The sequence below is a fragment of the Streptomyces sp. NPDC043685 genome, from assembly GCF_056436585.1.
In genome coordinates, this window is the sequence record NZ_JBWKCH010000005.1 from 97619 (window position 1) to 120298 (window position 22680).

Here is a 22680-nt window from a genome sequence, read left to right on the forward strand (position 1 = left end):
AGGTCAGCCCCGCTTGTCAGAGTGACCGGGCATGCAGGGAGGCGCCGTGAACGATCACCCCGCGCAGGCCGGTCGCGCACCGACCCTCGCCGACGTCCTCGCCCTGCCCGTCCTGGCGGCCGGACAGCCCCAGGTCGTCACGGGGCTCGCCGGGCTGGACCGGCCGGTGCGGTGGGTGCACATCACGGAGCTGACGGACCCGGCCTCCTTCCTCAAAGGCGGCGAGCTGGTGCTGACCACCGGTATGCCCCTGCCCGAGGACGCGGCGGGGGTGCGCCGGTACGTCGACGAGCTCACCGAGGTGGGGGCGGCCGCCCTGGTCATCGAGCTCGTACGGCGCTTCCACCGGCCGCCCGGCGCGCTCGTGCAGGCCTGCCGGAGCCGGGGTCTCCCCCTGGTCACCCTCGCGCGGGACGTCAACTTCCTGGAGGTCACCCAGGTCGTGCACGCGCTCATCCTCGGCAGTCAGGCCGAAGCGATGCGGCGGACCCAGCGCATCCACGAGGCGTTCACGGCGCTGACGCTGCGCGGGGCGGGGCCGGAGGACGTGGTGCGGGCGGCCGCCGAGATGAGCGGGCGGACGGTGGTGCTGGAGAACCTGGTGCACCAGGCGCTGATCTGCGAGCCGTCGGGAAGCACCGTGGAGGAGGCGCTCGGCGACTGGGAGCGGCGGTCCAGGGCCGCCGAGCCCGGCGGCCACACGCAGGTGGGCGGCCCGGAGGGGTGGCTCACCGCCCCCGTCTCCTACCAGGGCGAGCGCTGGGGACGGCTGGCCATGCTGCCCACCGAAGGGGCCGTTTTCGGGGCGGAGCACATCACCGTCCTGGAGCGGACGGCGATGGCCCTGACCGTGGCCCGGCTCATCCACACCACCCCCTGGGAGCGCACGGCACACCGCAATGCCCTGCGGGAGCTGGCGGAGCAGCGCCACCACTCCCCCGAGGACGTTCGCGCCCGCTGCGCCGCCCTGGGGCTGCCCACGGAGGGCGGTGGCTTCGTGGCGCTCCTCCTGGACCTGGGATCCGGTGGGCAGGGCGCCGAGCCGGAGACGCTGCTGCACCGGGAGCTGAGGTCGGCCGGTGTGCCGGCCCTGGTGGGGGAACTCGCCCCCGGCCGTCTGGGCGTGCTGCTGGCCCTGCGCCCGGCGCAGCCCTGGCGGCCGGTGGCCGAACGGCTGAGCCGCACCGCGCTGGCGCTGGCCCCGGAGGCGGTCGTCGGCGTCGGCTCGGAGGTGACGGATCTGGCCGACACCGCCCGTTCGTTCCGGGACGCGGCCCGGGTCATCGAGGCGACTCCGCCCGGCCAGTCGCCGCCCCCGGGGCGTTCCTTCCACGAGGTGCCGGACATCGACCTGCGGCGGCTGCTGTACGCGCTGCGCGAGGACACCCGGATCCAGGACTACACGGAACGCCGACTGGGGCGGCTCATCGACCACGACACCCGGCACGGCACCGACCTGCTGACGACCCTGGGCCACTACCTCGACGCCGCCGGCAACAAGACCACGGCGGCCCGTCGCGGCGGCCTGTCCCGGGAGACCATGTACCAGCGTCTGCGCACGATCGAGCGCCTCCTCGACACCGACCTGGAGTCCGGCGACCGCCGCACCGAACTCCACGTGGCCCTCACGGTGTTGCGGGCCCTTCGCGTCGGCTGAGGGAAGGGGGAAGCGCACCGCGTGTAACGCGTTCGGTGTCACGCCTCCAAGAACGAGTGACAGGCGCCTGTCGACACCGGTACGTCGAGGTCCCGGGCCAAGCCGTGGGCCGTCGGCCGGCCTGCCTTCCGCGGGCTCAGGTGTCGAAGTCCACCGTCAGCGTCTCGGACACCGGGAACGACTGGCAGGTGAGGACGTAACCCGCGTCGACCTCGGACGGTTCGAGGGCGAAGTTGCGGCGCATGTCGGCCTTGCCGTCGGTGACCTGGGCACGGCAGGTGCCGCAGACGCCGCCCTTGCAGGCGAAGGGGAGGTCGGGGCGGGTCTGCTGGGCGCCTTCGAGGATGGTGCGTTCGCGGGGCAGGGCGGAGGCGGTGGAGCGGCCGTCCAGGGTGATGGTGACCTGGCTGACCGGGCCGGACGGGCCGGTCTCGGTGTGGTGGACCTCGCGGACGGGTTCGTCGTCGGCGTAGAACAGCTCCTGGTGGACGCGATCGGCGGGCACACCGAGGCCGGTCAGGACCTCCTGGGCGGCACGGACCATGCCGTGCGGGCCGCACAGCCACCAGTGGCCGGCCGACTCCACGTCGACCAGCGCGTCGACCAGGGCGGAGAGCCGCTCGGCGTCGAGGCGGCCGGAGAGCACCTCGGCCTCGCGCGGCTCGCGGGACAGGACGTGGGCGAGCTGGAACCGCGTCGGGTGGAGGTCCTTCAGGTCGGCGAGCTCGTCGGCGAACATCACCGTGCCGGTGCGGCGGTTGCCGTAGAGGAGGGTGACGCGCGAGCGGGAGTCGGCGGCCAGGACCGATTCGGCGATGGAGACCATGGGCGTGATGCCGGAACCGGCGGCGATCAGGACATGGTGGCCGGGGACGGTGAGGTCCGGGGTGAAGGCCCCGGTGGGCGCCATCACCTCGACGATGTCACCGGGGCGCACCTCGTGCACCAGCCAGGAGGAGAACAGGCCGCCGGGGACCACCCGGACACCGATGCGCGGGGCCGTGCCCGCCGGTGAGCAGATCGAGTACGAGCGGCGTTCGTCCCTGCCGTCGATGTCGAGCCGCAGGGTGAGCGACTGTCCGGGGGCGAAGGTGAACTCTTCGGCCAGCTCGGCCGGGATGTCGAAGCTGATGGCTGCCGCGTCCTCGCACAGGGGCTGGACGGCGGCGACCCGCAAGGGGTGGAAGACCGGACGTCGGCGGGCACGCGGGCGGGCCGCCTCGGCGGGGGCCGGCTCCATCAGGTCCTCCATCAGATCTCCTTGACGTACTCGAACGGCTCGCGGCAGGCGAGGCAGCGCCACAGTGCCTTGCAGGACGTGGCGCCGAAGCGGGAGGTCTCTTCGGTGTCGGGGTGGCCGCAGCGGGGGCAGGGCACGGAGCGGCGGGTCGGGGACAGGACGAGCGGGACGGGGCCGGCGGTGTGCGCGGGCGCGGCCCCGGGCGGGGCGATGCCGTGCTCGGCGAGCTTGCGGCGGCCGTCCGCCGTGATCCAGTCGCTGCTCCAGGGCGGGTCGAGGACCGTGCGGATCTCGACGCGCTCGTAGCCGGCGTCCCGCAGCCGGGCGGCCACGCCCGCGCGCATCTCGGCCATCGCGGGGCAGCCCGAGTAGGTGGGGGTCAGGGCGGCGACGACCGTGCCGTCCGGGGTCAGCGTCACCTCGCGCAGCACGCCGAGGTCGGCCAGCGTGAGCATGGGCAGTTCGGGGTCGGGCACCTGCTCGGCGATCCGCCGGGCCCGCCGCGCGTCCAGGAGTGCCGTCACCATGTCGCCTCCGGGTGTGCGCGGGCCACGCTCTGCAACTCGGCCAGCAGCGGGGCCAGATGCTCCGTGTGCTCCCCGGTGCGGCCGGAACCGGGCAGGGGCCGGTAGACGGGCATGGGCAGTCCGGCCGCCTCGGTGACCTGGCGCAGCACGGCGACGACCTCGTCCCGGACGTCGCAGGCGGTGAACAGCTCGCCCAGGTAGGGCGCCACCTGCTCCTGCGCCCTGCGCATCCGGCGGTGCGACTCCTCGGTGCCGTCGCCGAGCCGCACGGCCCACTCGGCCGCGTACTGGCGGTGGTAGGTCAGTTCTTTCACGCCCTTGGCGGTGATCGCCGCGAGCACCGGGTCGCGGTGGGCGGCGAGCCGCTCGAACTGGGCCAGGCGCCAGCTGGAGAACACCAGCAGCCGGACGATCGAGAACGCGAAGTCCCCGTTGGGCAGTTCGGCCAGACGTACGTTGCGGAAGTCGCCCGCGTCGCGGAAGTAGGCGAAGGCGTCCTCGTCGCGGCCGGTGCCGTCGGCCTGGCCCGCCCGGGAGTAGAGCAGGCGGGCCTGGCCGAGCAGGTCGAGGCCGATGTTGGCCAGCGCCACCTCCTCCTCCAGCTCCGGGGCGCGCGTGGTCCACTCGGCGAGCCGCTGGGCCGAGACCAGGGCGTCGTCGGCCAGGGTGACGCAGAGGTCCGCCAGTTCACCGGTGTCGACACCGTCCGGGACGGTGGTGTCGACGCCGTGCAGGGGGTCCTCGAAGCCGGTGCCGTAGGCCCAGCGGGTGTCGTCCTCGTGTCCCTCGGCGAGGGTCAGGTAGACGTGGTCGTCGCTCATGCCCTCTCCTTCAGATGTGCGGGACGTCGTCGGGGATGTCGTAGAAGGTCGGGTGGCGGTAGACCTTGTCGGCGCTGGGCTCGAAGAAGGGGTCCTTCTCGTCGCGGGTGGAGGCGGCGATGTGCTCCGAGCGCACGACCCAGATGGACACGCCCTCGTTGCGGCGGGTGTAGAGGTCGCGGGCGTGGGTGAGCGCCATGCGGTCGTCGGCCGCGTGCAGCGAGCCCACGTGGACGTGGTTCAGGCCGCGCTTGCCGCGCACGAACACCTCGTACAGCGGCCAGTCCTGCTTGCCGGCGGTCATGCCACCGCTCCCTTCCGCTCGCTACGCGCCTGCTTGGCGGCGTGGGCGGTGGCCGCCTCGCGCACCCAGGCGCCCTCCTCGTGGGCCGTGCGGCGCCGGGTCACGCGCTGCTCGTTGCACGGTCCGTCGCCCTTGATGACCCGCATCAGCTCGTCCCAGTCGGGCGTGCCGAAGTCGTGGTGGCCCCGCTCCTCGTTCCAGCGCAGCTCCGGGTCCGGGAGCGTCACGCCGAGCTTCTCGGCCTGCGGGACGGTCATGTCGACGAAGCGCTGGCGCAGTTCGTCGTTGCTGTGCCGCTTGATCTTCCAGGCCATGGACCGCGCGGAGTTGGGCGAGGCGTCGTCGGGCGGGCCGAACATCATCAGTGACGGCCACCACCAGCGGTTCACGGCGTCCTGCACCATCTCGCGCTGCTCCGGGGTGCCGCGCATCATCGTCATCAGCAGCTCGTAGCCCTGCCGCTGATGGAAGGACTCCTCTTTGCAGATCCGCACCATGGCGCGCGCGTACGGCCCGTAGGACGAGCGGCACAGCGGCACCTGGTTGCAGATGGCGGCGCCGTCCACGAACCAGCCGATCACGCCGACGTCGGCGAAGGTCAGCGTCGGGTAGTTGAAGATCGACGAGTACTTCTGGCGGCCCTCGACGAGCCGCTCGGTCAGGTCCGCGCGGTCGGCGCCCAGTGTCTCGGCCGCCGAGTACAGGTACAGCCCGTGCCCGGCCTCGTCCTGGACCTTCGCGAAGAGGATGGCCTTGCGGCGCAGCGACGGGGCGCGCGTGATCCACTCGCCTTCCGGCTGCATGCCGATGATCTCCGAGTGCGCGTGCTGCGCGATCTGGCGGATCAGTGTCTTCCGGTAGCCCTCCGGCATCCAGTCGCGCGGCTCGATCCGCTGGTCGCGCGCGATCGTCGCCTCGAAGTGCTGCTGGAGAACCGGCTCGGCGCCGTCCGCCCCCGGGGGGCTGGAGTGTGTCGTGTCCATCCGTCCCACTTCCCAACCGACCATTCGTTCGGTCCATGGTATGACAAGGTGCGGGCCTTGGTAAGACCCCGGCCCTTGACAGGCATCGAGGCTGCTTGATTACTTGGCCGCACCGAAGCTAACCGAATGTTCGGTCGGGCTACAAGGTGGTGCGAGAAGTGAGTCATACCGCTGACGCGACACCGGCCGCGGAGGCGATGTTCGCCGCGGACGAGGCCTCCCGCGGGCTCGGCATCGAGCTGCTGGAGCAGGGCGGGGGGACCGCCCTCCTGCGCATGACCGTGACCCGGTCGATGGTGAACGGGCACGGGATCGCCCACGGCGGGTACGTCTTCCTGCTCGCCGACAGCGCCTTCGCCTGCGCCTGCAACGGCCACGGCCCGATGACGGTCGCGGCCGGCGCCGACATCACCTTCGTGGCCCCGGCAGACGAGGGCGACGTCCTGACGGCACGGGCCGAGGAACGCGCGAGGTACGGCCGCAGCGGCCTGTACGACGTGAGCGTGCGGCGCGGCGACGAGGTGATAGCGGAGTTCCGGGGCCGCAGCCGCAGCATCAGCAGCACGAGGCCGGAGGAGTCGGCATGACCAGCGAGACGCAAGGCACGACGGACACCGCGGTCGCGGCCGGACGGCGGGGCGACCCCCTCCCCCACGACCTGCTGGACGAGGCCGAGCGGCTGACGCGTGAGCAGCTGTGCGAGCTCCAGCTCGACCGGCTGCGCCGGAGCCTGCGGCACGCCTACGAGAACGTGGAGGCCTACCGGAAGAAGTTCGACGCGGCCGGGGTCACGCCCGAGGACTGCCGCTCCCTGGAGGACCTGGCCCGCTTCCCGTTCACCACCAAGGCCGACCTGCGGGAGACCTACCCGTTCGGCATGTTCGCCGTGCCGATGGACCAGGTGCGGCGCGTGCACGCCTCCAGCGGCACCACCGGCCGTCCCACGGTGGTCGGCTACACGGAGAACGACCTGTCGATGTGGTCGGACCTGGTCGCCCGCTCGATCCGCGCCGCCGGTGGACGTCCGGGCCACAAGGTGCACATCTCCTACGGGTACGGACTGTTCACGGGCGGCCTCGGCGCGCACTACGGGGCCGAGCGGGCCGGCTGCCTGGTGATCCCGGCCTCCGGTGGCATGACCGCGCGCCAGGTGCAGATCATCCAGGACTTCCGGCCCGAGATCATCATGGTCACCCCGTCCTACATGCTCACGCTGCTCGACGAGTTCGAGCGCCAGGGCGTCGATCCGCGCACGAGCAGTCTGCGGGTGGGCATCTTCGGCGCCGAACCGTGGACGGAGGAGATGCGCCGCGAGATCGAGGAGCGGATGGACCTCCACGCCGTCGACATATACGGCCTGTCCGAGGTGATCGGTCCCGGTGTGGCCCAGGAGTGCGTGGAGACCAAGGACGGCCTGCACGTGTGGGAGGACCACTTCTACCCCGAGGTCGTCGACCCGATCACGGGCGAGGTGCTGCCCGAGGGCGAGGAGGGCGAATTGGTCTTCACCTCCCTGACCAAGGAGGCGCTGCCGGTCGTCCGCTACCGCACCCGCGACCTGACCCGGCTGCTGCCCGGCACGGCCCGGCCCGCGTTCCGCCGCATCCAGAAGATCACCGGCCGCTGCGACGACATGATCATCCTGCGCGGGGTGAACGTCTTCCCCAGCCAGATCGAGGAGATCGTGCTGCGCACCCCCGGCGTCGCCCCGCACTTCCAGATCCAGCTGACCCGGCGTGGCCGCATGGACCATATGACGGTGCGTGTCGAGAGCCGCCCCGGCACCGGGCCCGAGCGGCGCGAAGCCGCTGCGGCGGCGATCGCGAAGGCCGTCAAGGACGGCATCGGCATCACCGCCGACGTGACGATCGTCGAACCGGAGACGCTGGAGCGCTCCCTCGGCAAACTCCGCCGGGTCAAGGACCTGCGCGAGGCCTGACCCGTGCGGCCGCCGGAGCCCTCATGAGGAGCACCTCGCCTCGCGCACCGGGGCGGGCCCGGCCGGGTAGCTCGCCCGGTGCGCCTCCGCCTCCGCGGGGTGCGGGGCCGGCTTGCGGATGAGGAGCAGGGCCGCGTCGTCGTGCAGCCGGCCGCCCACATGAGCCAGCAGTTCGTCGTGGAGCGCGCCCACCGTGCGGGCCGGCTCGGGCGAGACGTGGCGCCTGAGGCCTTCGGCGAGGGGGTAGAAGGCGCGGCCGCCGTCACGGGCCTCGGTGACCCCGTCCGTGTAGAGCAGCAGCTGGTCGCCGTCGTCGAAGGGGAGCGTCTGGAGCCCCGGGGTGTGCCCGGTGAGGGCGCGCAGCCCGAGCGGCGGAGCGGGGTGCGTGGGCTCCACCGCGGTGATGGCGCCGGAGGCGCGGACCAGCAGTGGGGGCTGGTGCCCGCAGTTCACCACCTCCAGATGCCCCGCCCCCGGGTATCCGGCGACCACGGCGGTGACGAAGTCGTCGCGGCCGAGGTTGCGCGCGAGACTCCGCTCGATCCGGTCGACCACGGCCAGGAGATCGGCCTCGTCGTGGGCGGCCTCGCGGAAGACACCGAGCACCAGCGCCGCGGTCCCGACGGCGGGCAGCCCCTTGCCGCGCACGTCGCCGACGATCAGCCGCACGCCGTGCGGGGTGGGTATCAGGGCGTACAGATCCCCGCCGATACGGGCCTCGGCCGCGGCGGCGCTGTAGCGGACGGCCGCCTGGAAGGGCCCCACCGTCGACGGCACGGGCTTGAGCAGCGCGTGCTGGGCGGTCTCCGCGACCGAGCGGACCGCGGCGAGCACCCGCTCCCGGCGCCCGCGCAGGGCGCTGGCCAGGACGCTCGCGAGGGTGACGGCGACCAGGGCCGACAGTACGGCGGTCAGTTCCCGGCCCGGCGCCCCGTCCCGGACGCCGAGCGCCACACCGAGCGCCACGGCGAGAGAGCCGACGCACAGGACGCCGCGCGGCCCACTGGTCGTGGCCGCCAGGGCGGGCCCGGCCGCCAGCAGGGGGAGCCAGATCATCCCGGCTCCCCCTGCCAGGTCGACCGACACGACGAGGGCGACGGCCAGGACCACGAGGACGGGCAGGACCGGCGTACCGGCGGCCAGCCGCACGACGGCACGTCTGCCGTCCGAGGCCCCGGCCCCGGTCACCCGGTTGCTGCTGAACGGCCGTACGGGCCGGTCGTCTACGCCATGGTTGCGGGCTTGGCTCATGTCGGGGTCCGCAGTCCTCACCTGTGCGCGGGGCACGTCGCGAAATGTCTGTTTCATCCAGAGAACGGGGTGAGCCCGGTCACCGGCAAGAAGCGGATTTTCAGATAGTGAGCGAGAGGGACCTGGTCACCCGGCTCGCCGTCGGGAGCAGTCGTTCCCGGATCTCCGGCAGCCGGGAGAGCCGGTTCGACGGCAGCGAGACACCGAGGGAGCCGAGCGTGTCGCCGCTGTAGACCGGGACGGCGACGCAGACCGTGCCGAGGGCGTACTCCTCCAGGTCCGTGACGGCCGGGGCCAGGGGCGGGGTCTCCAGCCGTCTGAGCAGCTCGGGGAGGCTGGTGATGGTCCGTGGGGTGAGATCGGCGAGGTGGTGGCGGGAGAGGTAGTCCTGGCGGGCCTCCTCGTCCAGTTCCCGCAGGACGGACTTGCCCAGGGCGGTGGCGTGCCCCGCGTCCTCGAACCCCACCCAGAGGTCGACGCGGGGGGTGCCGGGGCCGTCGACGATCTCGGCGACCCGGATCTCGCCGTCCTCGTAGAAGGTGAGGTAGGCGGCGCTCGCGAGCTCGTCCCGCAGCGCGGCGAGGGTGGGCCGGACGCGGCTGAGCAGCGCCTGCGCGCGGCCCGTGGAACGCAGGGTCTGGAGCTTGTCGCCGAGGACGAAGCCGCCGTCGTCCAGCTTGCGTACGTACCCGTCGTGGACCAGGGTCCGCAACAGGTGGTAGGCGGTGGCCAGGGGCAGGCCCGTCTCGCGCGCCAGCTGCTTGGCCGGCGCGCCGTTCTCGTGCGCGCTCACCGCCTCCAGCAGCCGCATGGCCCGCTGGACGGAGTTGATGAGCGTAGGGCCGTCGCGCGCACCCATGGGACCAGCGTGCGCCCGAGGCCCGGTGCGGGCAAGGCGGCCGACGCGGGCGGTACCGGACCGGCGTCGGCCGGGATGCCCCGAGGGGCGGGGAATAGGCCGGAAGCGGACGAGGGCGGCGAAACGCCGCAGGGGTCCTTCTCGGCCCTCCCCATACCGGCGAACATGCCGTGTCATGGACATCTTGCTTGTCGTCAGCGCGTTCAACAGCCTGTCCCAGCGTGTGTACGCCGAGCTGTCGGACGAAGGGCACCGGGTGGACGTCGTGCTCGCCTCGCACGGGCCCGACGCCGTCCGGGACGCCGTGCGCGAGATGGGCCCGGAGCTGATCGTCGCCCCGATGCTGAAGTCGGCCCTGCCCGAGGACGTGTGGCGGGAGCACACCTGCCTGATCGTCCACCCGGGTCCACCCGGCGACCGGGGCCCGTCGTCGCTGGACTGGGCGATCGCGGAGGAGGCCCGCGAGTGGGGCGTGACGGTGCTCCAGGCCGAGGCGGCCATGGACGCGGGGGACGTCTGGGCGGACGGCTCCTTCCCCGTACCGCCGGTGGGCAAGAGCGACGTGTACCGCAACGAGTTGTCGGACGCCGCCACGGCCGCCGTGCTGCTGGCCGTGCGGCGCTACGCCGACGGGTCCTACAAACCGCGCCCCCAGAACGAACTCGGCGTCCATGTGATGTGGCGGGACTTCTTCCGCCAGGAGCAGCGGCGCATCGACTGGGACGACGACACGGCGACGGTGCTGCGCAAACTCCGCGGGGCCGACTCGCAGCCGGGCGTCCTGGACGAGATCTGCGACCGGGAGGTTTTCCTGCACGGCGGGCACCCCGAGGACCGGCTGCGCGGGGAACCCGGGGAACTGCTGGCGACCCGGGCCGGCGCGGTCTGCCGGGCCACCCGGGACGGCGCGGTGTGGATCCCGGAGCTGCGCCCACGCAAGAGTTCCGGTGACCCGGCACCGTTCCGCCGCCCGGCCGCCTCGGTGCTCTCCGGTTTCCCCGCCCCACCCGACAGCGGCCCCGGCATGCCGGGTTCCAACGACCGCCCGTACTGGCTGCCCGAGATCGCCGCACCGCTCGAACTGCCCCCGGGCCGGACCACCTGGACCGACATCCGCTACCGGCAGCGCGGCCGGATCGGCTTCCTGTCCTTCTCGTTCCCGGGCGGGGCGATGAGCACCACCCACTGCCGCAGGCTGCTCGCCGCCTGGCGTTACGCGCTCACCCGGCCCACCTCGGTGCTGGTGCTCGGCGGCGCCCGCGACTTCTTCTCCAACGGCATCCACCTCAACGTCATCGAGGCGTCGAGCGACCCGGCGGGCGAGTCCTGGTCCAACCTCAACGCCATGAACGACGTGGTCGAGGCGGTGCTGCGCACCACCGACCGGCTGGTGGTGGCGGCGCTGGGCGGCAACGCGGCGGCCGGCGGCGTCATGCTCGCGCTGGCCGCCGACGAGGTCTGGTGCCGCACGGGCAGCGTCCTCAACCCGCACTACCGGAACATGGGCCTGCACGGATCGGAGTACTGGACGTACTCGCTGCCCCGCCGGGTGGGCGCCGAGACGGCCGAGCGGCTGACGGCCGAGGCGCGGCCGGTGAGCGCCGCGACCGCCGAGCGGATCGGACTGGTCGACCGTCTGGTGCCGGTCGCGGCCCAGGACTTCACCGCCGAGGTCGAGCGCCTGGCCACCGACCTGGCCGACGATCCCGACCTCCCACGCCGGATCACCGCCAAGGCCACGGCACGGCACGCGGACGAGCTCCACCGGCCGCTCGCCGAGTACCGGCGGGCCGAACTCGCCCGTATGCGGGCCGTGTTCTTCGACCCCGAGGCGCCGTACCACGCACTGCGCTCCGCGTTCGTCCGCAAGCTCCCGAACGGCTCCCCCAGGCCGCTGGCCGCCGGGGACGAGCGATGAGCACGCGACTGCTCGTGGCGGGCGTCGGCAACATCTTCCTCGCCGACGACGCCTTCGGCCCCGAGGTGATCCGCGCCCTGGAACGGCACCCGCTGCCGCCCGGGGTCCGGGTGCGGGACTTCGGCATCCGCGGCATGGACCTGGCGTACGCGCTGCTCGACGGCTACGACACGGCCGTCCTGGTCGACGCGGCCGTACGGGGACACGAGCCGGGCACCCTGTCGCTGATCGAGCCGGACCTGCCCGACGGCTCCACGGCGGGCGCCCCGCCCGAGGCGCACGGCATGGACCCGGCGAAGGTCCTGGCCCTGGCCGCCCACCTGGGCGACGAGCCGCTGCCCCGCGTCCTGGTCCTGGCCTGTGAGCCCGAGCTGCGGGCCCCGGCCGACGAGGACATCGCCCCGGGCATCAGCGCGACGGTGGGTGAGGCGGTCGGCCGGGCCGTCACGGCCCTGCACACCATCGTGCCGGTGCTGCTCGCCGACCCGGCCGCCACGCCCCCGTTGAGCCGCCCGGACGAATCCGCCGCCCTGTCGTCGGCCGGGCTGCCCGGCACGGCAAGCGCGGGCGCGGAGGATCGGTAGCGGAACCAGATGTCCCCACCGACCCGCGAGGAGCGGCGCCCATGTGCGATTCCGTGGACGAGGTCACTCAGGCCGTCCTGGCGAAGAACGACGGCCTGGCCGCGGAGCTGCGTGCGGAGTTGACCCGGCGCGGAGCGAGCGTGGTCAACCTGCTGTCCAGCCCGGGCAGCGGCAAGACGGAACTGCTCGGAAGGGTGCTGGCCCGGGCGGTGGAGCGGAGCCTGCCGGTGGCCGCGCTCACCGCCGACCTGGCCACCGAGAACGACGCCGACCGGCTGGCCCGCTCGGGAGCCCCGGTCAAGCAGCTGCTGACGGACGGGCTGTGCCATCTGGAGGCGCGGCAGCTGCGCGGCCATGTGGAGAACTGGCTGCCCGAGGGCACCTCGCTGCTGTTCGTGGAGAACGTCGGCAATCTCGTCTGCCCCGCCTCCTACGACCTCGGCGAGAGCCTGCGGATCGTGCTCATGGCGGTGACGGAGGGCGAGGACAAGCCGCTGAAGTACCCCACGGCCTTCGGGTCCGCCCACCTGGTGGTGCTGACCAAGACCGACCTGGCCGGGCCGGCCGGGTTCGACGAGGCGGCCTTCACGGCGAACGTCCAGCGGGTCAACCCGGGGGTGGAGATCGTGCGGTCCTGCGCCCGCACCGGCACCGGCGTCGACATTCTGCTGGAGCGCGTGCTCGCCGTCCGGGACGGGGCGCCTGCGCACCGGCCGCCCCTGGCGCCCCGCCCGCACATCCACACGCACGAGGGCGCCGAAGCCGGCCTCGTCTCGTGACGGCTCCCGCCACCCGGGCGGTGCGCCGCCGCGTCACCGTGCGCGGCACCGTGCAGGGCGTGGGGTTCCGCCCCTTCGTGCACCGGCTGGCCACCGATCTCGCGCTCGCGGGCTTCGTGAGCAACACGGCCGGCGGCGTCCTCATCGAGGTGGAGGGCCCGCCGGAGGGTGTCGCCGCCTTCTGCGACCGGCTGGCCAGGGAGCATCCGCCGCTGGCCGCCGTCACCGGTGTCGGCGTCGAGGACCTGCCCGTCACCGGGGTCGAGGATTCTTTCGGCATCCGCTCCACCGACCGCTCCCCCGGCAGCACGCTGCTCCCGCCCGACACCGCGACCTGCGCGGACTGCCTGCGGGAACTGGGCGATCCGGCCGACCGCCGGCACCGGCACCCGTTCGTCACCTGCACCCACTGCGGGCCCCGCTTCACCATCGCCACGGGCATGCCGTACGACCGTGCCGTCACGACCATGTCCGGCTTCCCGATGTGCGACGCGTGCGCCCGGGAGTACGGCGATCCCGTGGACCGGCGCTTCCACGCCCAGCCCGTGGCCTGCCCCGGTTGCGGCCCCCGGCTGCGCCTGGTGCCGGCGTCCGGGAGCGAGGTCCGCCCCGCCCGGGACTCCGATGCCCTGGCGTCGGCACGGGCGCTGCTGGCCGCCGGGCGGATCGTCGCCGTCAAGGGCCTCGGCGGCTACCACCTGGCCTGCGACGCCGCCCGGGCCCAGTCCGTGGACACGCTACGGGCCCGCAAGGCGCGCGGCGGCAAGCCGTTCGCGGTGATGTGCGCGGACCTCGACGCAGTACGCCGGATCGCCGAGCTCTCCGCGTCCGAACGTGCCGCCCTCACCGGCCCCCGGCGGCCCATCGTCCTGCTGCGCCGACGCGCGGAGGAGGGCGGCATCGCACCCGGTGTCTGCCCCGGCAGCCCGCACCTCGGCGTCATGCTGCCCTACACCCCCCTGCACACCCTGCTGTTCGGCCTGCCCGGTGATCCGCCCGGCCCGCGCGTGCTGGTCATGACGAGCGGCAACCGCTCCGGGGAGCCGATCGTCACGGACGACGACGAGGCGCTGACCCGGCTCGCCGGGCTGGCCGACGCCTGGCTCACCCACGACCGGCCCATCGCCTCCCCCTGCGACGACTCCCTGCTGCGGGTACGGCCCGACGGCACCGAGCAGGTGCTGCGCCGCTCCCGCGGGTATGTGCCCCGGCCGCTGCGACTGCCCGTGCCGGTGCGGCCCGCTCTCGCCGTGGGCGGCGACCTGAAGAACGCCCTGTGCCTCGGCGCGGGTGACCAGGCCTGGTTCGGCCCGCACATCGGCGACATGGGCGATCTGGCCACCCTGGAGGCGGCCCGGCGGGCGGAGGCGCACCTGCGCGCCCTGACCGGCGTGAGTCCCGAGGTGGTCGCCGCCGACCGGCACCCGGGCTACCACTCGAGCCGGTGGGCCGCCCGACTGGCCGGGCACGCCCCCGTGCTGGTCCAGCACCACCACGCGCACATCGCCTCCGCCATGGCCGAACACGGCCTCGACGGCACCACCCCGGTGATCGGCGTCGCCTTCGACGGCACCGGCTACGGCGACGACGGCACCGTCTGGGGCGGCGAGATCCTGCTCGCCGGCTACACCGGCTTCCGGCGCTACGCCCGCCTCTCCCCCGCCCCGCTGCCGGGAGGTGACGCGGGCGTGGCCAACCCGTGCCGTCTGGCTCTGGCCCGGCTGTGGGCGGCGGGGCTGCCGTGGGACGCGGACCTGCCGTGTGTGACGGCCTGCGCGCCCGACGAACGGGCTGTGCTCGAACGGCAGTTGTCGGGCGGCCTGGCCTGTGTTCCGACCTCCAGCATGGGCCGGCTCTTCGACGCCGTGTCGTCACTGGTCGGCGTGTGCCATCGCGCGGGGTACGAGGCGCAGGCCGCGCTGGAGCTGGAGGCCGCGGCGGCTTCGGCGTGGGGCGCCGACACGTCGGCGTACGCCTTCGCCGACGGGCTCGACCCGGCGCCCGTGCTCGGCGCGCTGGTGACCGACCTGCGGCGCGGCACCCCGGCCGCCGTGCGGGCGGCCCGGTTCCACCGGGCCGTGGCGCGGGCGGTGGCGGGGATCTGCCGGCGGGCGCGTCAGGACACCGGCCTGACCACCGTCGCTCTCAGCGGCGGGGTGTTCGCCAACGCCCTGCTGGAAGAGGAGTGCGCGCGGCTGCTGACCGACGACGGCTTCGCGGTGCTCCGCCACGGCGAAGTCCCGCCGAACGACGGCGGGCTGGCCCTCGGCCAGCTGGTGGTCGCGGCGCACCGACGACAGGAGGAGTGACCCATGTGTTTGGCAGTGCCCGGCAAGGTCGTGGCCATCGACGACAGTTCCGACCCGCTCACCGGGCTGATCGACTTCGGCGGCGTCCAGAAACAGGCGTGCCTGGAGTACGTCTCCGATGTGCGGGTGGGCGAGTACGTCATCGTGCACGTCGGTTTCGCGCTCCAGCGCCTGGACGAGGAGTCGGCTCTGGCCTCCCTGAAGCTGTTCGAGGAACTGGGGCTGCTGGAGGAGGAGTTCGGGGACGCCTGGGAGCAGGCGGCCCAGGAGGCGGGCGGCGCCGCGGCGGCGGAGCCCCGGAACAGCGGAAGTGAGGCCCGGTGAAGTACATCGACGAGTTCAACGACCCCGAACTGGCGCGGCGCCTGCTGGACGAGATCCGCGCCACCGCCACCCGGCCGTGGGCCCTGATGGAGGTGTGCGGGGGGCAGACCCACTCGATCATCCGTCATGGCATCGACCAACTGCTGCCGGAGCAGGTGGAGTTGATCCACGGACCCGGCTGCCCCGTCTGTGTCACCCCGCTGGAGGTCATCGACAGGGCGCTGGAGATCGCCTCGCGGCCCGGGGTGATCTTCTGCTCCTTCGGTGACATGCTCCGGGTGCCGGGCACCGACCGCGACCTGTTCCGGGTCAAGGGCGAAGGCGGTGACGTGCGGGTGGTGTACTCGCCGCTCGACGCCCTGGAGCTGGCCCGCCGCAACCCGGACCGGGAGGTGGTGTTCTTCGCGATCGGCTTCGAGACCACCGCCCCGGCCAACGCGATGGCGGTGCACCAGGCGCGCCGGCTGGGCCTGACCAACTTCAGCCTGCTGGTGTCGCATGTGCGGGTGCCCCCGGCCATCGAGGCGATCATGACGGCGCCCGAGTGCCGGGTGCAGGGCTTCCTCGCCGCCGGGCACGTGTGCAGCGTGATGGGGATGGCCGAGTACCCGGAGCTGGCCGAGCGGTTCCGGGTGCCGATGGTGGTGACCGGCTTCGAGCCGCTGGACATCCTGGAGGGCATCCGCCGGGCGGTGCGCCAGCTGGAGCGCGGCGAGCACCGGGTGGAGAACGCCTACCCGCGTGCCGTGCGCGAGGAGGGCAACCCGGCGGCGATGCGGATGATCGAGGAGGTGTTCGAGGTCACCGACCGGTCCTGGCGCGGCATCGGGCCGATCCCGGCGAGCGGCTGGCGCCTGACCGACGCCTTCCGGGCGTACGACGCGGAGCACCGCTTCGACGTCGGCGGGATCCGTACCGAGGAGCCCGCCGAGTGCCGTGCAGGCGAGGTGCTCCAGGGCCTGATCAAGCCGACCGAGTGCGGCGCGTTCGGCACGACCTGCACACCGCGCACCCCGCTCGGCGCCACCATGGTCTCCAGCGAGGGCGCCTGCGCGGCCTACTACCTGTACCGGAGGATGAACGCCCCGGCGCCCGAGGCCGGCGGGGCCGCGCAGCAGGAGGTGGCTCACGTTGGCTGAACACGTCACCGATGTGGTCGACCCGGCCGCCTGGACCTGCCCCGCCCCCCTGCGCGACCAGGGGGTCGTGGTCATGGGGCACGGCGGAGGGGGCGCGCTGTCGGCGGAGCTGATGGAGCAGATCTTCACCCCCGCCTACGGCAACGCCACCCTGGCCGGCCTCGCCGACTCCGCCGTCCTGGAACTGGGCGGCGCAAGGCTGGCCTTCTCCACCGACTCCTATGTGGTGCGGCCGCTGTTCTTCCCCGGCGGCAGCCTCGGCGATCTCGCGGTCAACGGCACCGTGAACGACCTGGCGATGAGCGGTGCCGTGCCCGCGTATCTCTCCGCCGCCTTCGTGCTGGAGGAGGGCGTGGAGCTGGCGGTCGTCGAGCGGATCGCGCGTGCCATGGGGGCGGCGGCCGAGGCGGCCGGGGTCACCATCGCGACGGGTGACACCAAGGTGGTGGAGTCCGGGCACGGCGACGGGGTGTACGTCACCACCGCCGGGGTGGGGCTCGTGCCCGGTGGGGTGGACATCCGGCCCCAGCGTGCCCGGCCCGGCGACGTGGTCATCGTCAGTGGCCCGATCGGGCTGCACGGCGTGGCGATCATGAGCGTCCGGGAGGGGCTGGAGTTCGGGGTGGAGATCGCCAGCGACACCGCGCCGCTGGCGGATCTGGTGGCGGCGATGCTGGCCGTCACCGCGGACATCCATGTGCTGCGCGATCCCACCAGGGGCGGCCTGGGCGCGTCCCTCAACGAGATCGCCCGCGCCTCGGGGACCGGTGTCCGGCTTCAGGAGCGGGCCGTCCCGGTGCCGGACGCGGTGGCGAACGCCTGCGGATTCCTCGGGCTCGACCCGCTGTACGTCGCCAACGAGGGGCGGCTGGTCGCGTTCGTGCCCCCGTCGGAGGCGGAGGCGGTGCTGGCGGCGATGCGGGCCCATCCCCGGGGCACCGGGGCCACGGTGATCGGCGAGTGCGTCGCCGAGCACCCCGGGATGGTGGTGGTCGCCACCGGTCTCGGTGGGACGCGGGTGGTGGACCTGCCGCTCGGGGAGCAGTTGCCGCGCATCTGCTGACCGGAGGGCGACAGTCGGGCGAGGGGCCCCGCCGGTGTCTCGGCGGGGCCCCTCGCCCGTCTGTTCCTCTATGCCGTCAGCGGCTCGATACCGGCGATCTCCAGTTCCCGGCCGCTGCGCAGATCGCTGGAGGGCCGGTCGCAGCGCGGGCACCAGAAGAACGGGGGCATGCCCACCGCGAACTCCTCGGCACACGGGCCGCACCAGGCCTGCGCGGGGATCTGCTCCACGACGAGGTGTGCCCCCGCGAGGGCGGTGCCGTCGCGGGCCACCTCGAAGGCGAAGCCGAGGGCGTCCGGCACGACGCCCGCCAGCTCGCCGACCCGGACGGTCACCTTCGAGACGGCGTCCGTCCCGTCCGCCCGGGCCAGCTCGTCGGCCCGCTCGATGATCGCGGTCGCGATCGACAGTTCGTGCACGGCCGGTTCACGGGTAGCGGTGGCCGGCGCGGAAACCGCCGGCCATCCGCCAGATCCGCGCCTCGCGCCTCAGGCTGGGCCACTCCCAGGCCAGCAGGGCCAGGGCCATACCGCCCGCCAGGACGGCCTCGGCCTTCAGCACCCGCTGTCCGCTCGTCCCGCCGCGCCTGCGCACGACCGGTCTGCGTACTCGTCTCATGTGCGGTGACTCCCTGCTCGTCGTATCACGGTGCTCATCCGGGCGAGATGTTCGGCATGGTCTCGGCGAGGGCGTCATGCCGCTTCCAGTGGATCCCCGTGGAGCGGCGCGCGTCGGCGGTGCCGTCCTCGTGGTGTCCCTTCTGGCGGGCGCGCGGTCCCTGGTTGCCCTGGTGCATGCCGGGGATGTGCCGGGGTGTGTCGGGCTTCGCCTGGGGCCGGCCCACTCTGATGCTGCCCATGGGGTGCTCTCCTTCCTCGCCTCCGGTCTGCGGAGTGCGTGGTCATGACCGCTCGGTGAGGTCCTCGAAGAACTGCTCGAGGGCCGGCCAGATCCGGCCGCCGCCGGACAGGCCGCGCCACTCCCGGCGTACGACGGCGACCATCCGGTAGCAGTCGTCGATCGGCACGATCCAGTGGTGGTCGAGGCCGTGGACGGTGTTCACCAGCAGCGCCTCCACCTCGGGTTCCACGGTCGCGAGCTGCGGAACCGTGCCGCACAGCTTCTGCCAGGCGGCCGCCTCCACCTGCCACCGCATGGCCCCCGCCGGGCTCGGTCCCTCGGCGGTGACGGAGCCGTCCGCCCGGGGCACGAAGAAGACCAGGCCGACCGGTACGCCCAGCACGGCCGTGTCGACCTCGGGCAGCCGGACGCGGCGCCGGGGCACGAGCCGGTACCGGCCCTCCCCCGCCACCGCGTCGGCGAACAGCACCGAGCAGGGGCCGCAGACGCAGCGCACCTCCTCCTGCCCGGTGTCGTACAGGTGGGCGTGCTCCTCGGCGACCGGCGCGGCGCACAGGTCGCAGACCTCCGTCCGGGCCGTCGCGGTGCGGTCGGCCGAGGAGCGGATGAGGCGGGCCAGAGCCCCGTCGGTGGTCACGGTGCGCCCCGGTGCGTCAGCGTGGTCAGCGGGACGAACGCGGGGGGCGTCTCGGTCACGGGCTCCACCGCCGTCAGCTCGGGCGCCACGGCGAGCACCGCCGCGCGGACCGCGTCGGTGACCTCGGAGCCCGTGCCGCCACAGCCGGACCCGCAGCCGCCGCCTGTCGTCAGACGCACTCGGGCGACCTGTCCTTCCACTCCGGCCCACTCCACGTCGCCACCGCGCTCCTGTACGGCCGGCCGCAGGCGTTCGACCGCGCGGGCCGCCCGGCGTTCGGCGGGCTCGGGGTGGATGTCGTGCAGCACCATCAGGTGCGCCAGCAGTTCGTCCTCGGCGAGGCGCTCGGCCAGTCGCTCGTCCGCGTGGTCCAGCACACGGGCCAGGGCCTCGCCGTAGACCTCGGTCAGCAGCGCCACCGCCTCGGTCGCCGAGCGTGTCGTGGGACCGGGCGCGGACTCGATGCCCTCCAGCAGCTCGTCCAGCCGGCCGAGCCGGGCCTCGACGTCCGGGTCCGCCAGCCGTGCGCCGGCGGCCTCAGCCATGGTTGGCCCCGTACGTCGGCGAGTGCAGGGTGGTCAGCGTCTTGCCCTTGCCGACGTACATGTGCACCCCGCACGGCAGACAGGGGTCGAAGCTGCGGACGGTGCGCATGATGTCGACGCCCTTGAAGTCGTCCGGCCCGTTCTCCTCGAAAATCGGCTGGCCCTGGACGGCGTCCTCGTACGGCCCCGGGGTGCCGTACATGTCGCGGGGGCTGGCGTTCCAGGGGGTGGGCGGGTACGGGTGGTAGTTGGCGATCTTCTTGTCCTTGATCACCAGGTGGTGGGAGAGGACACCGCGCACCGCCTCGTGGAACCCGCAGCCGATGGCCTCGTCGGGCACCTCGTAGTTCTCGAACACCTTGGTCTCGCCCGCGCGGACCATGCCCATGGCCTCTTCGAGGAACTGCAGGGCCATGGCGGCCGCGTAGGCGACGAAGTACGGCCGGGCGCGGTCGCGTTCGATGGTGTTGCTCCACCGCGGGATGCGCCACTCCAAGGTGGTCTCCGGCAGGGACTCGCCCTTGGGCAGGGAGATGCGCACGCTGTGGCCGGTGGACTTGACGTACGGGGTGTCGACCAGGCCGCTCAGCGCGGTGGACCACAGGCGGGCGAGGGGGCCGCCGCCGGTGTCGAGGGCGAGGTGGTCGCCGGTGCGCTGGTCGAACCAGCGGGGGCTCATCACCCAGCTGTACTTGTCGTCGAAGTCGCGCTTCTGCGGCACCGGGACGGTGGTCTGGTTCCACGGGTGGCGCATGTCCACGGGGTTGCCGAGCGGGTCGTGGGTGACGAACGGGTCCTCGTTGACCCAGTCCTCGTAGTACGAGCTGCCGAGCATGATGCGCAGGCCGAGGTTGATGTCGACGAGGTTGTTGGTGACCAGTTCGCCGTCGACGATGATGCCCGGGGTGACGTACATGGCCTTGCCCCAGGTGTTCATCGACTCGTAGCGGTAGTCGACGACCTTGGGGTCCTGGAAGGCGCCCCAGCAGCCCAGCAGGACGCGGCGGCGGCCGACCTCCTCGTAGCCGGGCAGCGCCTCGTAGAAGAAGTCGAAGACGTCGTCGTTCATGGCGACGGCCTTCTTCACGAAGTCGATGACCCGCATGAGGCGGCTGAGGTAGTCGGTGAAGACGGTCGGCTGCGGCATCGTGCCGACACCGCCCGGGTACAGCGTGGAGGGGTGGACGTGCCGCCCCTCCATCAGGCAGAACATCTCGCGGGTGACCCGGCTGACCTTCAGGGCCTCCTTGTAGACCTCGCCCTCGAAGGGGTTGAAGGCCTTCATGATGTCGGCGATCGTGCGGTAGCCGTGGATCTCGCCGCGGGGCGCCTGGGTGCGTTCGGCGCGAGCCAGGACACCGGGGTTGGTGGCCTTGACCATCGCCTCGCAGAAGTCCACGAAGACCAGGTTGTCCTGGAAGATCGTGTGGTCGAACATGTACTCGGCTGCCTCGCCGAGGTTGACGATGTGCTCGGCCAGCGGGGGCGGCTTGACGCCGTAGGCCATCTGCTGGGCGTAGTCGGAGCAGGTGGTGTGGTTGTCGCCGCAGATGCCGCAGATCCGGGACGTGATGAAGCCGGCGTCGCGTGGGTCCTTGCCCTTCATGAACACCGAGTAGCCGCGGAAGAGCGACGAGGTGCTGTGGCATTCGACGACTTCCCGGTTGGCGAAGTCGATCTTCGTGTAGATGCCCAGGTTCCCGATGATCCGTGTGATCGGATCCCAGGACATGTCCACGAGCTGTGGCGGTTTGCGGTCCGTGGGCCGGGCCTCGGTGGTGGTCATCTGCGGTACTGCCCCTCGCTGTCGGTGGTGTGTGGGATGTCGGGCTTCGTCCGGAGACGCTTCATCAGGGGCGCCAGCGCGGGTCGTAACCGCTGGTCAGCTTGCGCTTGTTGTGGCGCCACCTCGGCTCGTGGTTGACCAGCTCGTTGGTCATGCCGCGCAGTCGGCGCACGACGGCCCCGTACGGCTTGATGACCAGGGACGACAGGGTGCTGCCCGGGGGCTCGTCCATGAACGGCATGAACGCGTCGGGGAAACCGGGCATCGTGCAGCCGATGCAGATGCCGCCGACGTTCGGGCAGCCGCCGAGGCCGCCCATCCACCCGCGCTTGGGCACGTTGCAGTTGACGACCGGACCCCAGCAGCCCGTCTTCACGAGGCACTTGGGTGAGTTGTAGTCCGCTGCGAAGTTGGCCTGCTCGTAGTACGAGCCGCGGTCGCAGCCCTCGTGGACCGTCTTCCCGAACAGCCACTGCGGGCGCAGCATGTGGTCCAGCGGCGGCGGGGGCGCGGACCCGGCCGCGTGGTAGAGGACCCAGATGAGGGTCTCCATGAAGTTCTCCGGCTGGATGGGGCAGCCGGGCACGTTGACGATGGGCAGGCCGGCCTGGGAGGTGTAGTCCCAGCCCAGGTAGTCGGCGAGGCCCATGCAGCCCGTCGGGTTGCCGGACATGGCGTGGATGCCGCCGAAGGTCGCGCAGGTGCCCGCGGCGACCACCGCCCAGGCCTTGGGGGCCAGTTGGTCGATCCACCAGTTGAGGGTCTGCGGCTCACCGGTCTCCGGGTCGTTGCCGAAGGACGTCCAGTAGCCGTCGCCCTCGATGATGTTCTGGTTGGGGATCGAGCCCTCGATGACGAGGATGAACGGACCCAGTTCGCCGCGTACGGCCGCCCGGTAGGGCGCGAGGAAGTCCTCGCCGCCCAGGCTGGGCGAGAGCACCTTGTTGACCAGGTTCACCTTCGGCAGGCCCGGGATCAACCCGAGCACCAGGTCCTCGATGGAGGGCTGGTCGGCCGCGGTGAGCGAGACGGTGTCGCCGTCGCAGCTCATGCCCTCGGAGATCCAGAGGATGTGGATCTCGTCTATGCCCTTGCGGTCCTCGGACCGTTCGGGCTCCTTGCTGACTTCGGTGGTGCTGCTGTGTGTGGTCATG

General features: G+C 72.7%; 24 protein-coding genes. 10 read left to right on the forward strand and 14 right to left on the reverse strand.

Annotation, left to right across the window (positions count from 1 at the left end; all coding sequences use genetic code 11):
- Positions 1-31: 31 nt before the first annotated feature.
- On the forward strand, positions 32-1657 hold the full coding sequence (locus AC0665_RS17445) for a PucR family transcriptional regulator (protein ID WP_478705281.1): 1626 nt from the start codon (positions 32-34) through the stop codon (positions 1655-1657).
- Between the two features lie 136 nt (positions 1658-1793).
- Here the strand turns inward: AC0665_RS17445 and paaE are convergent, their stop codons facing one another.
- Genes paaE through paaA form a run of 5 tightly spaced genes read right to left on the reverse strand, consistent with a single transcriptional unit; the run spans position 1794 to position 5532 of the window.
- Positions 1794-2909, reverse strand: a complete 1116-nt coding sequence (gene paaE, locus AC0665_RS17450) for a 1,2-phenylacetyl-CoA epoxidase subunit PaaE (protein ID WP_478705282.1) — start codon at positions 2907-2909, stop codon at positions 1794-1796.
- Positions 2909-3424 (reverse strand): 1,2-phenylacetyl-CoA epoxidase subunit PaaD, encoded by a 516-nt coding sequence (paaD, locus tag AC0665_RS17455; protein WP_366052334.1) that lies wholly within the window; start codon positions 3422-3424, stop codon positions 2909-2911. Before paaD ends, paaE begins: the two co-directional genes overlap by 1 nt.
- A complete protein-coding gene (paaC, locus tag AC0665_RS17460) occupies positions 3418-4245 on the reverse strand; it encodes a 1,2-phenylacetyl-CoA epoxidase subunit PaaC (protein ID WP_468638340.1) in 828 nt (275 codons plus the stop codon). Before paaC ends, paaD begins: the two co-directional genes overlap by 7 nt.
- A 10-nt stretch (positions 4246-4255) precedes the next feature.
- Positions 4256-4549 (reverse strand): 1,2-phenylacetyl-CoA epoxidase subunit PaaB, encoded by a 294-nt coding sequence (gene paaB / locus AC0665_RS17465; RefSeq protein WP_094051976.1) that lies wholly within the window; start codon positions 4547-4549, stop codon positions 4256-4258.
- Complete coding sequence (gene paaA, locus AC0665_RS17470) at positions 4546-5532, reverse strand: 1,2-phenylacetyl-CoA epoxidase subunit PaaA (RefSeq protein ID WP_478610106.1); 987 nt, start codon at positions 5530-5532, stop codon at positions 4546-4548. Before paaA ends, paaB begins: the two co-directional genes overlap by 4 nt.
- Before the next feature lie 197 nt (positions 5533-5729).
- On the opposite strand from paaA, the gene paaI reads away from it, so the two are divergent.
- The gene (paaI, locus tag AC0665_RS17475; protein ID WP_478705489.1) at positions 5730-6119 is read left to right on the forward strand and encodes a hydroxyphenylacetyl-CoA thioesterase PaaI; all 390 of its coding nucleotides are present in this window, start codon (positions 5730-5732) and stop codon (positions 6117-6119) included.
- The gene (gene paaK / locus AC0665_RS17480; RefSeq protein WP_478705283.1) at positions 6116-7471 is read left to right on the forward strand and encodes a phenylacetate--CoA ligase PaaK; all 1356 of its coding nucleotides are present in this window, start codon (positions 6116-6118) and stop codon (positions 7469-7471) included. Before paaI ends, paaK begins: the two co-directional genes overlap by 4 nt.
- A 21-nt stretch (positions 7472-7492) precedes the next feature.
- On the opposite strand, the gene AC0665_RS17485 is transcribed toward paaK, so the two are convergent.
- The gene (locus AC0665_RS17485; protein ID WP_478610104.1) at positions 7493-8722 is read right to left on the reverse strand and encodes a PP2C family protein-serine/threonine phosphatase; all 1230 of its coding nucleotides are present in this window, start codon (positions 8720-8722) and stop codon (positions 7493-7495) included.
- A gap of 100 nt (positions 8723-8822) precedes the next feature.
- Positions 8823-9581, reverse strand: a complete 759-nt coding sequence (locus tag AC0665_RS17490) for an IclR family transcriptional regulator (RefSeq protein WP_366052331.1) — start codon at positions 9579-9581, stop codon at positions 8823-8825.
- Positions 9582-9756: 175 nt separating this feature from the next.
- Between AC0665_RS17490 and AC0665_RS17495 the strand changes: the two genes are divergently transcribed.
- The 7 genes from AC0665_RS17495 to hypE all read left to right on the forward strand — a co-directional run bounded on the left by AC0665_RS17495 (position 9757) and on the right by hypE (position 17697).
- Positions 9757-11499, forward strand: coding sequence for an enoyl-CoA hydratase-related protein (locus AC0665_RS17495; protein ID WP_478705284.1), 1743 nt, complete (start codon positions 9757-9759; stop codon positions 11497-11499).
- On the forward strand, positions 11496-12083 hold the full coding sequence (locus AC0665_RS17500) for a hydrogenase maturation protease (protein WP_468405905.1): 588 nt from the start codon (positions 11496-11498) through the stop codon (positions 12081-12083). Before AC0665_RS17495 ends, AC0665_RS17500 begins: the two co-directional genes overlap by 4 nt.
- A gap of 41 nt (positions 12084-12124) precedes the next feature.
- Entirely contained in the window at positions 12125-12862 is a 738-nt protein-coding gene (gene hypB, locus AC0665_RS17505) for a hydrogenase nickel incorporation protein HypB (protein WP_468405903.1), read from the forward strand.
- The gene (hypF, locus tag AC0665_RS17510; RefSeq protein ID WP_478705285.1) at positions 12859-15171 is read left to right on the forward strand and encodes a carbamoyltransferase HypF; all 2313 of its coding nucleotides are present in this window, start codon (positions 12859-12861) and stop codon (positions 15169-15171) included. The genes hypB and hypF overlap by 4 nt, the downstream gene beginning before the upstream one ends.
- 3 nt (positions 15172-15174) lie before the next feature.
- Positions 15175-15495, forward strand: a complete 321-nt coding sequence (locus tag AC0665_RS17515; RefSeq protein WP_366052326.1) for a HypC/HybG/HupF family hydrogenase formation chaperone — start codon at positions 15175-15177, stop codon at positions 15493-15495.
- A complete protein-coding gene (gene hypD, locus AC0665_RS17520) occupies positions 15492-16634 on the forward strand; it encodes a hydrogenase formation protein HypD (RefSeq protein WP_478705286.1) in 1143 nt (380 codons plus the stop codon). The genes AC0665_RS17515 and hypD overlap by 4 nt, the downstream gene beginning before the upstream one ends.
- A 73-nt stretch (positions 16635-16707) precedes the next feature.
- Positions 16708-17697, forward strand: coding sequence for a hydrogenase expression/formation protein HypE (hypE, locus tag AC0665_RS17525; protein WP_478705490.1), 990 nt, complete (start codon positions 16708-16710; stop codon positions 17695-17697).
- A 68-nt stretch (positions 17698-17765) separates the two neighbouring features.
- Here hypE and hypA read toward each other — a convergent pair whose 3' ends face one another.
- The 7 genes from hypA to AC0665_RS17560 all read right to left on the reverse strand — a co-directional run bounded on the left by hypA (position 17766) and on the right by AC0665_RS17560 (position 22679).
- Positions 17766-18116, reverse strand: coding sequence for a hydrogenase maturation nickel metallochaperone HypA (gene hypA / locus AC0665_RS17530; RefSeq protein ID WP_468405897.1), 351 nt, complete (start codon positions 18114-18116; stop codon positions 17766-17768).
- A 7-nt stretch (positions 18117-18123) separates the two neighbouring features.
- Positions 18124-18315, reverse strand: a complete 192-nt coding sequence (locus AC0665_RS17535; protein ID WP_468405895.1) for a hypothetical protein — start codon at positions 18313-18315, stop codon at positions 18124-18126.
- 34 nt (positions 18316-18349) lie between these two features.
- Positions 18350-18556, reverse strand: coding sequence for a hypothetical protein (locus AC0665_RS17540; protein WP_468405893.1), 207 nt, complete (start codon positions 18554-18556; stop codon positions 18350-18352).
- A 42-nt stretch (positions 18557-18598) separates the two neighbouring features.
- The gene (locus AC0665_RS17545; protein WP_468638329.1) at positions 18599-19195 is read right to left on the reverse strand and encodes a DUF5947 family protein; all 597 of its coding nucleotides are present in this window, start codon (positions 19193-19195) and stop codon (positions 18599-18601) included.
- Entirely contained in the window at positions 19192-19740 is a 549-nt protein-coding gene (locus tag AC0665_RS17550) for a NifU family protein (RefSeq protein ID WP_478705287.1), read from the reverse strand. Before AC0665_RS17550 ends, AC0665_RS17545 begins: the two co-directional genes overlap by 4 nt.
- Positions 19733-21526, reverse strand: coding sequence for a nickel-dependent hydrogenase large subunit (locus tag AC0665_RS17555; RefSeq protein WP_468405887.1), 1794 nt, complete (start codon positions 21524-21526; stop codon positions 19733-19735). Before AC0665_RS17555 ends, AC0665_RS17550 begins: the two co-directional genes overlap by 8 nt.
- Before the next feature lie 64 nt (positions 21527-21590).
- Complete coding sequence (locus tag AC0665_RS17560; protein ID WP_468405885.1) at positions 21591-22679, reverse strand: NADH-quinone oxidoreductase subunit B family protein; 1089 nt, start codon at positions 22677-22679, stop codon at positions 21591-21593.
- Between the last annotated feature and the right edge of the window lies 1 nt (position 22680).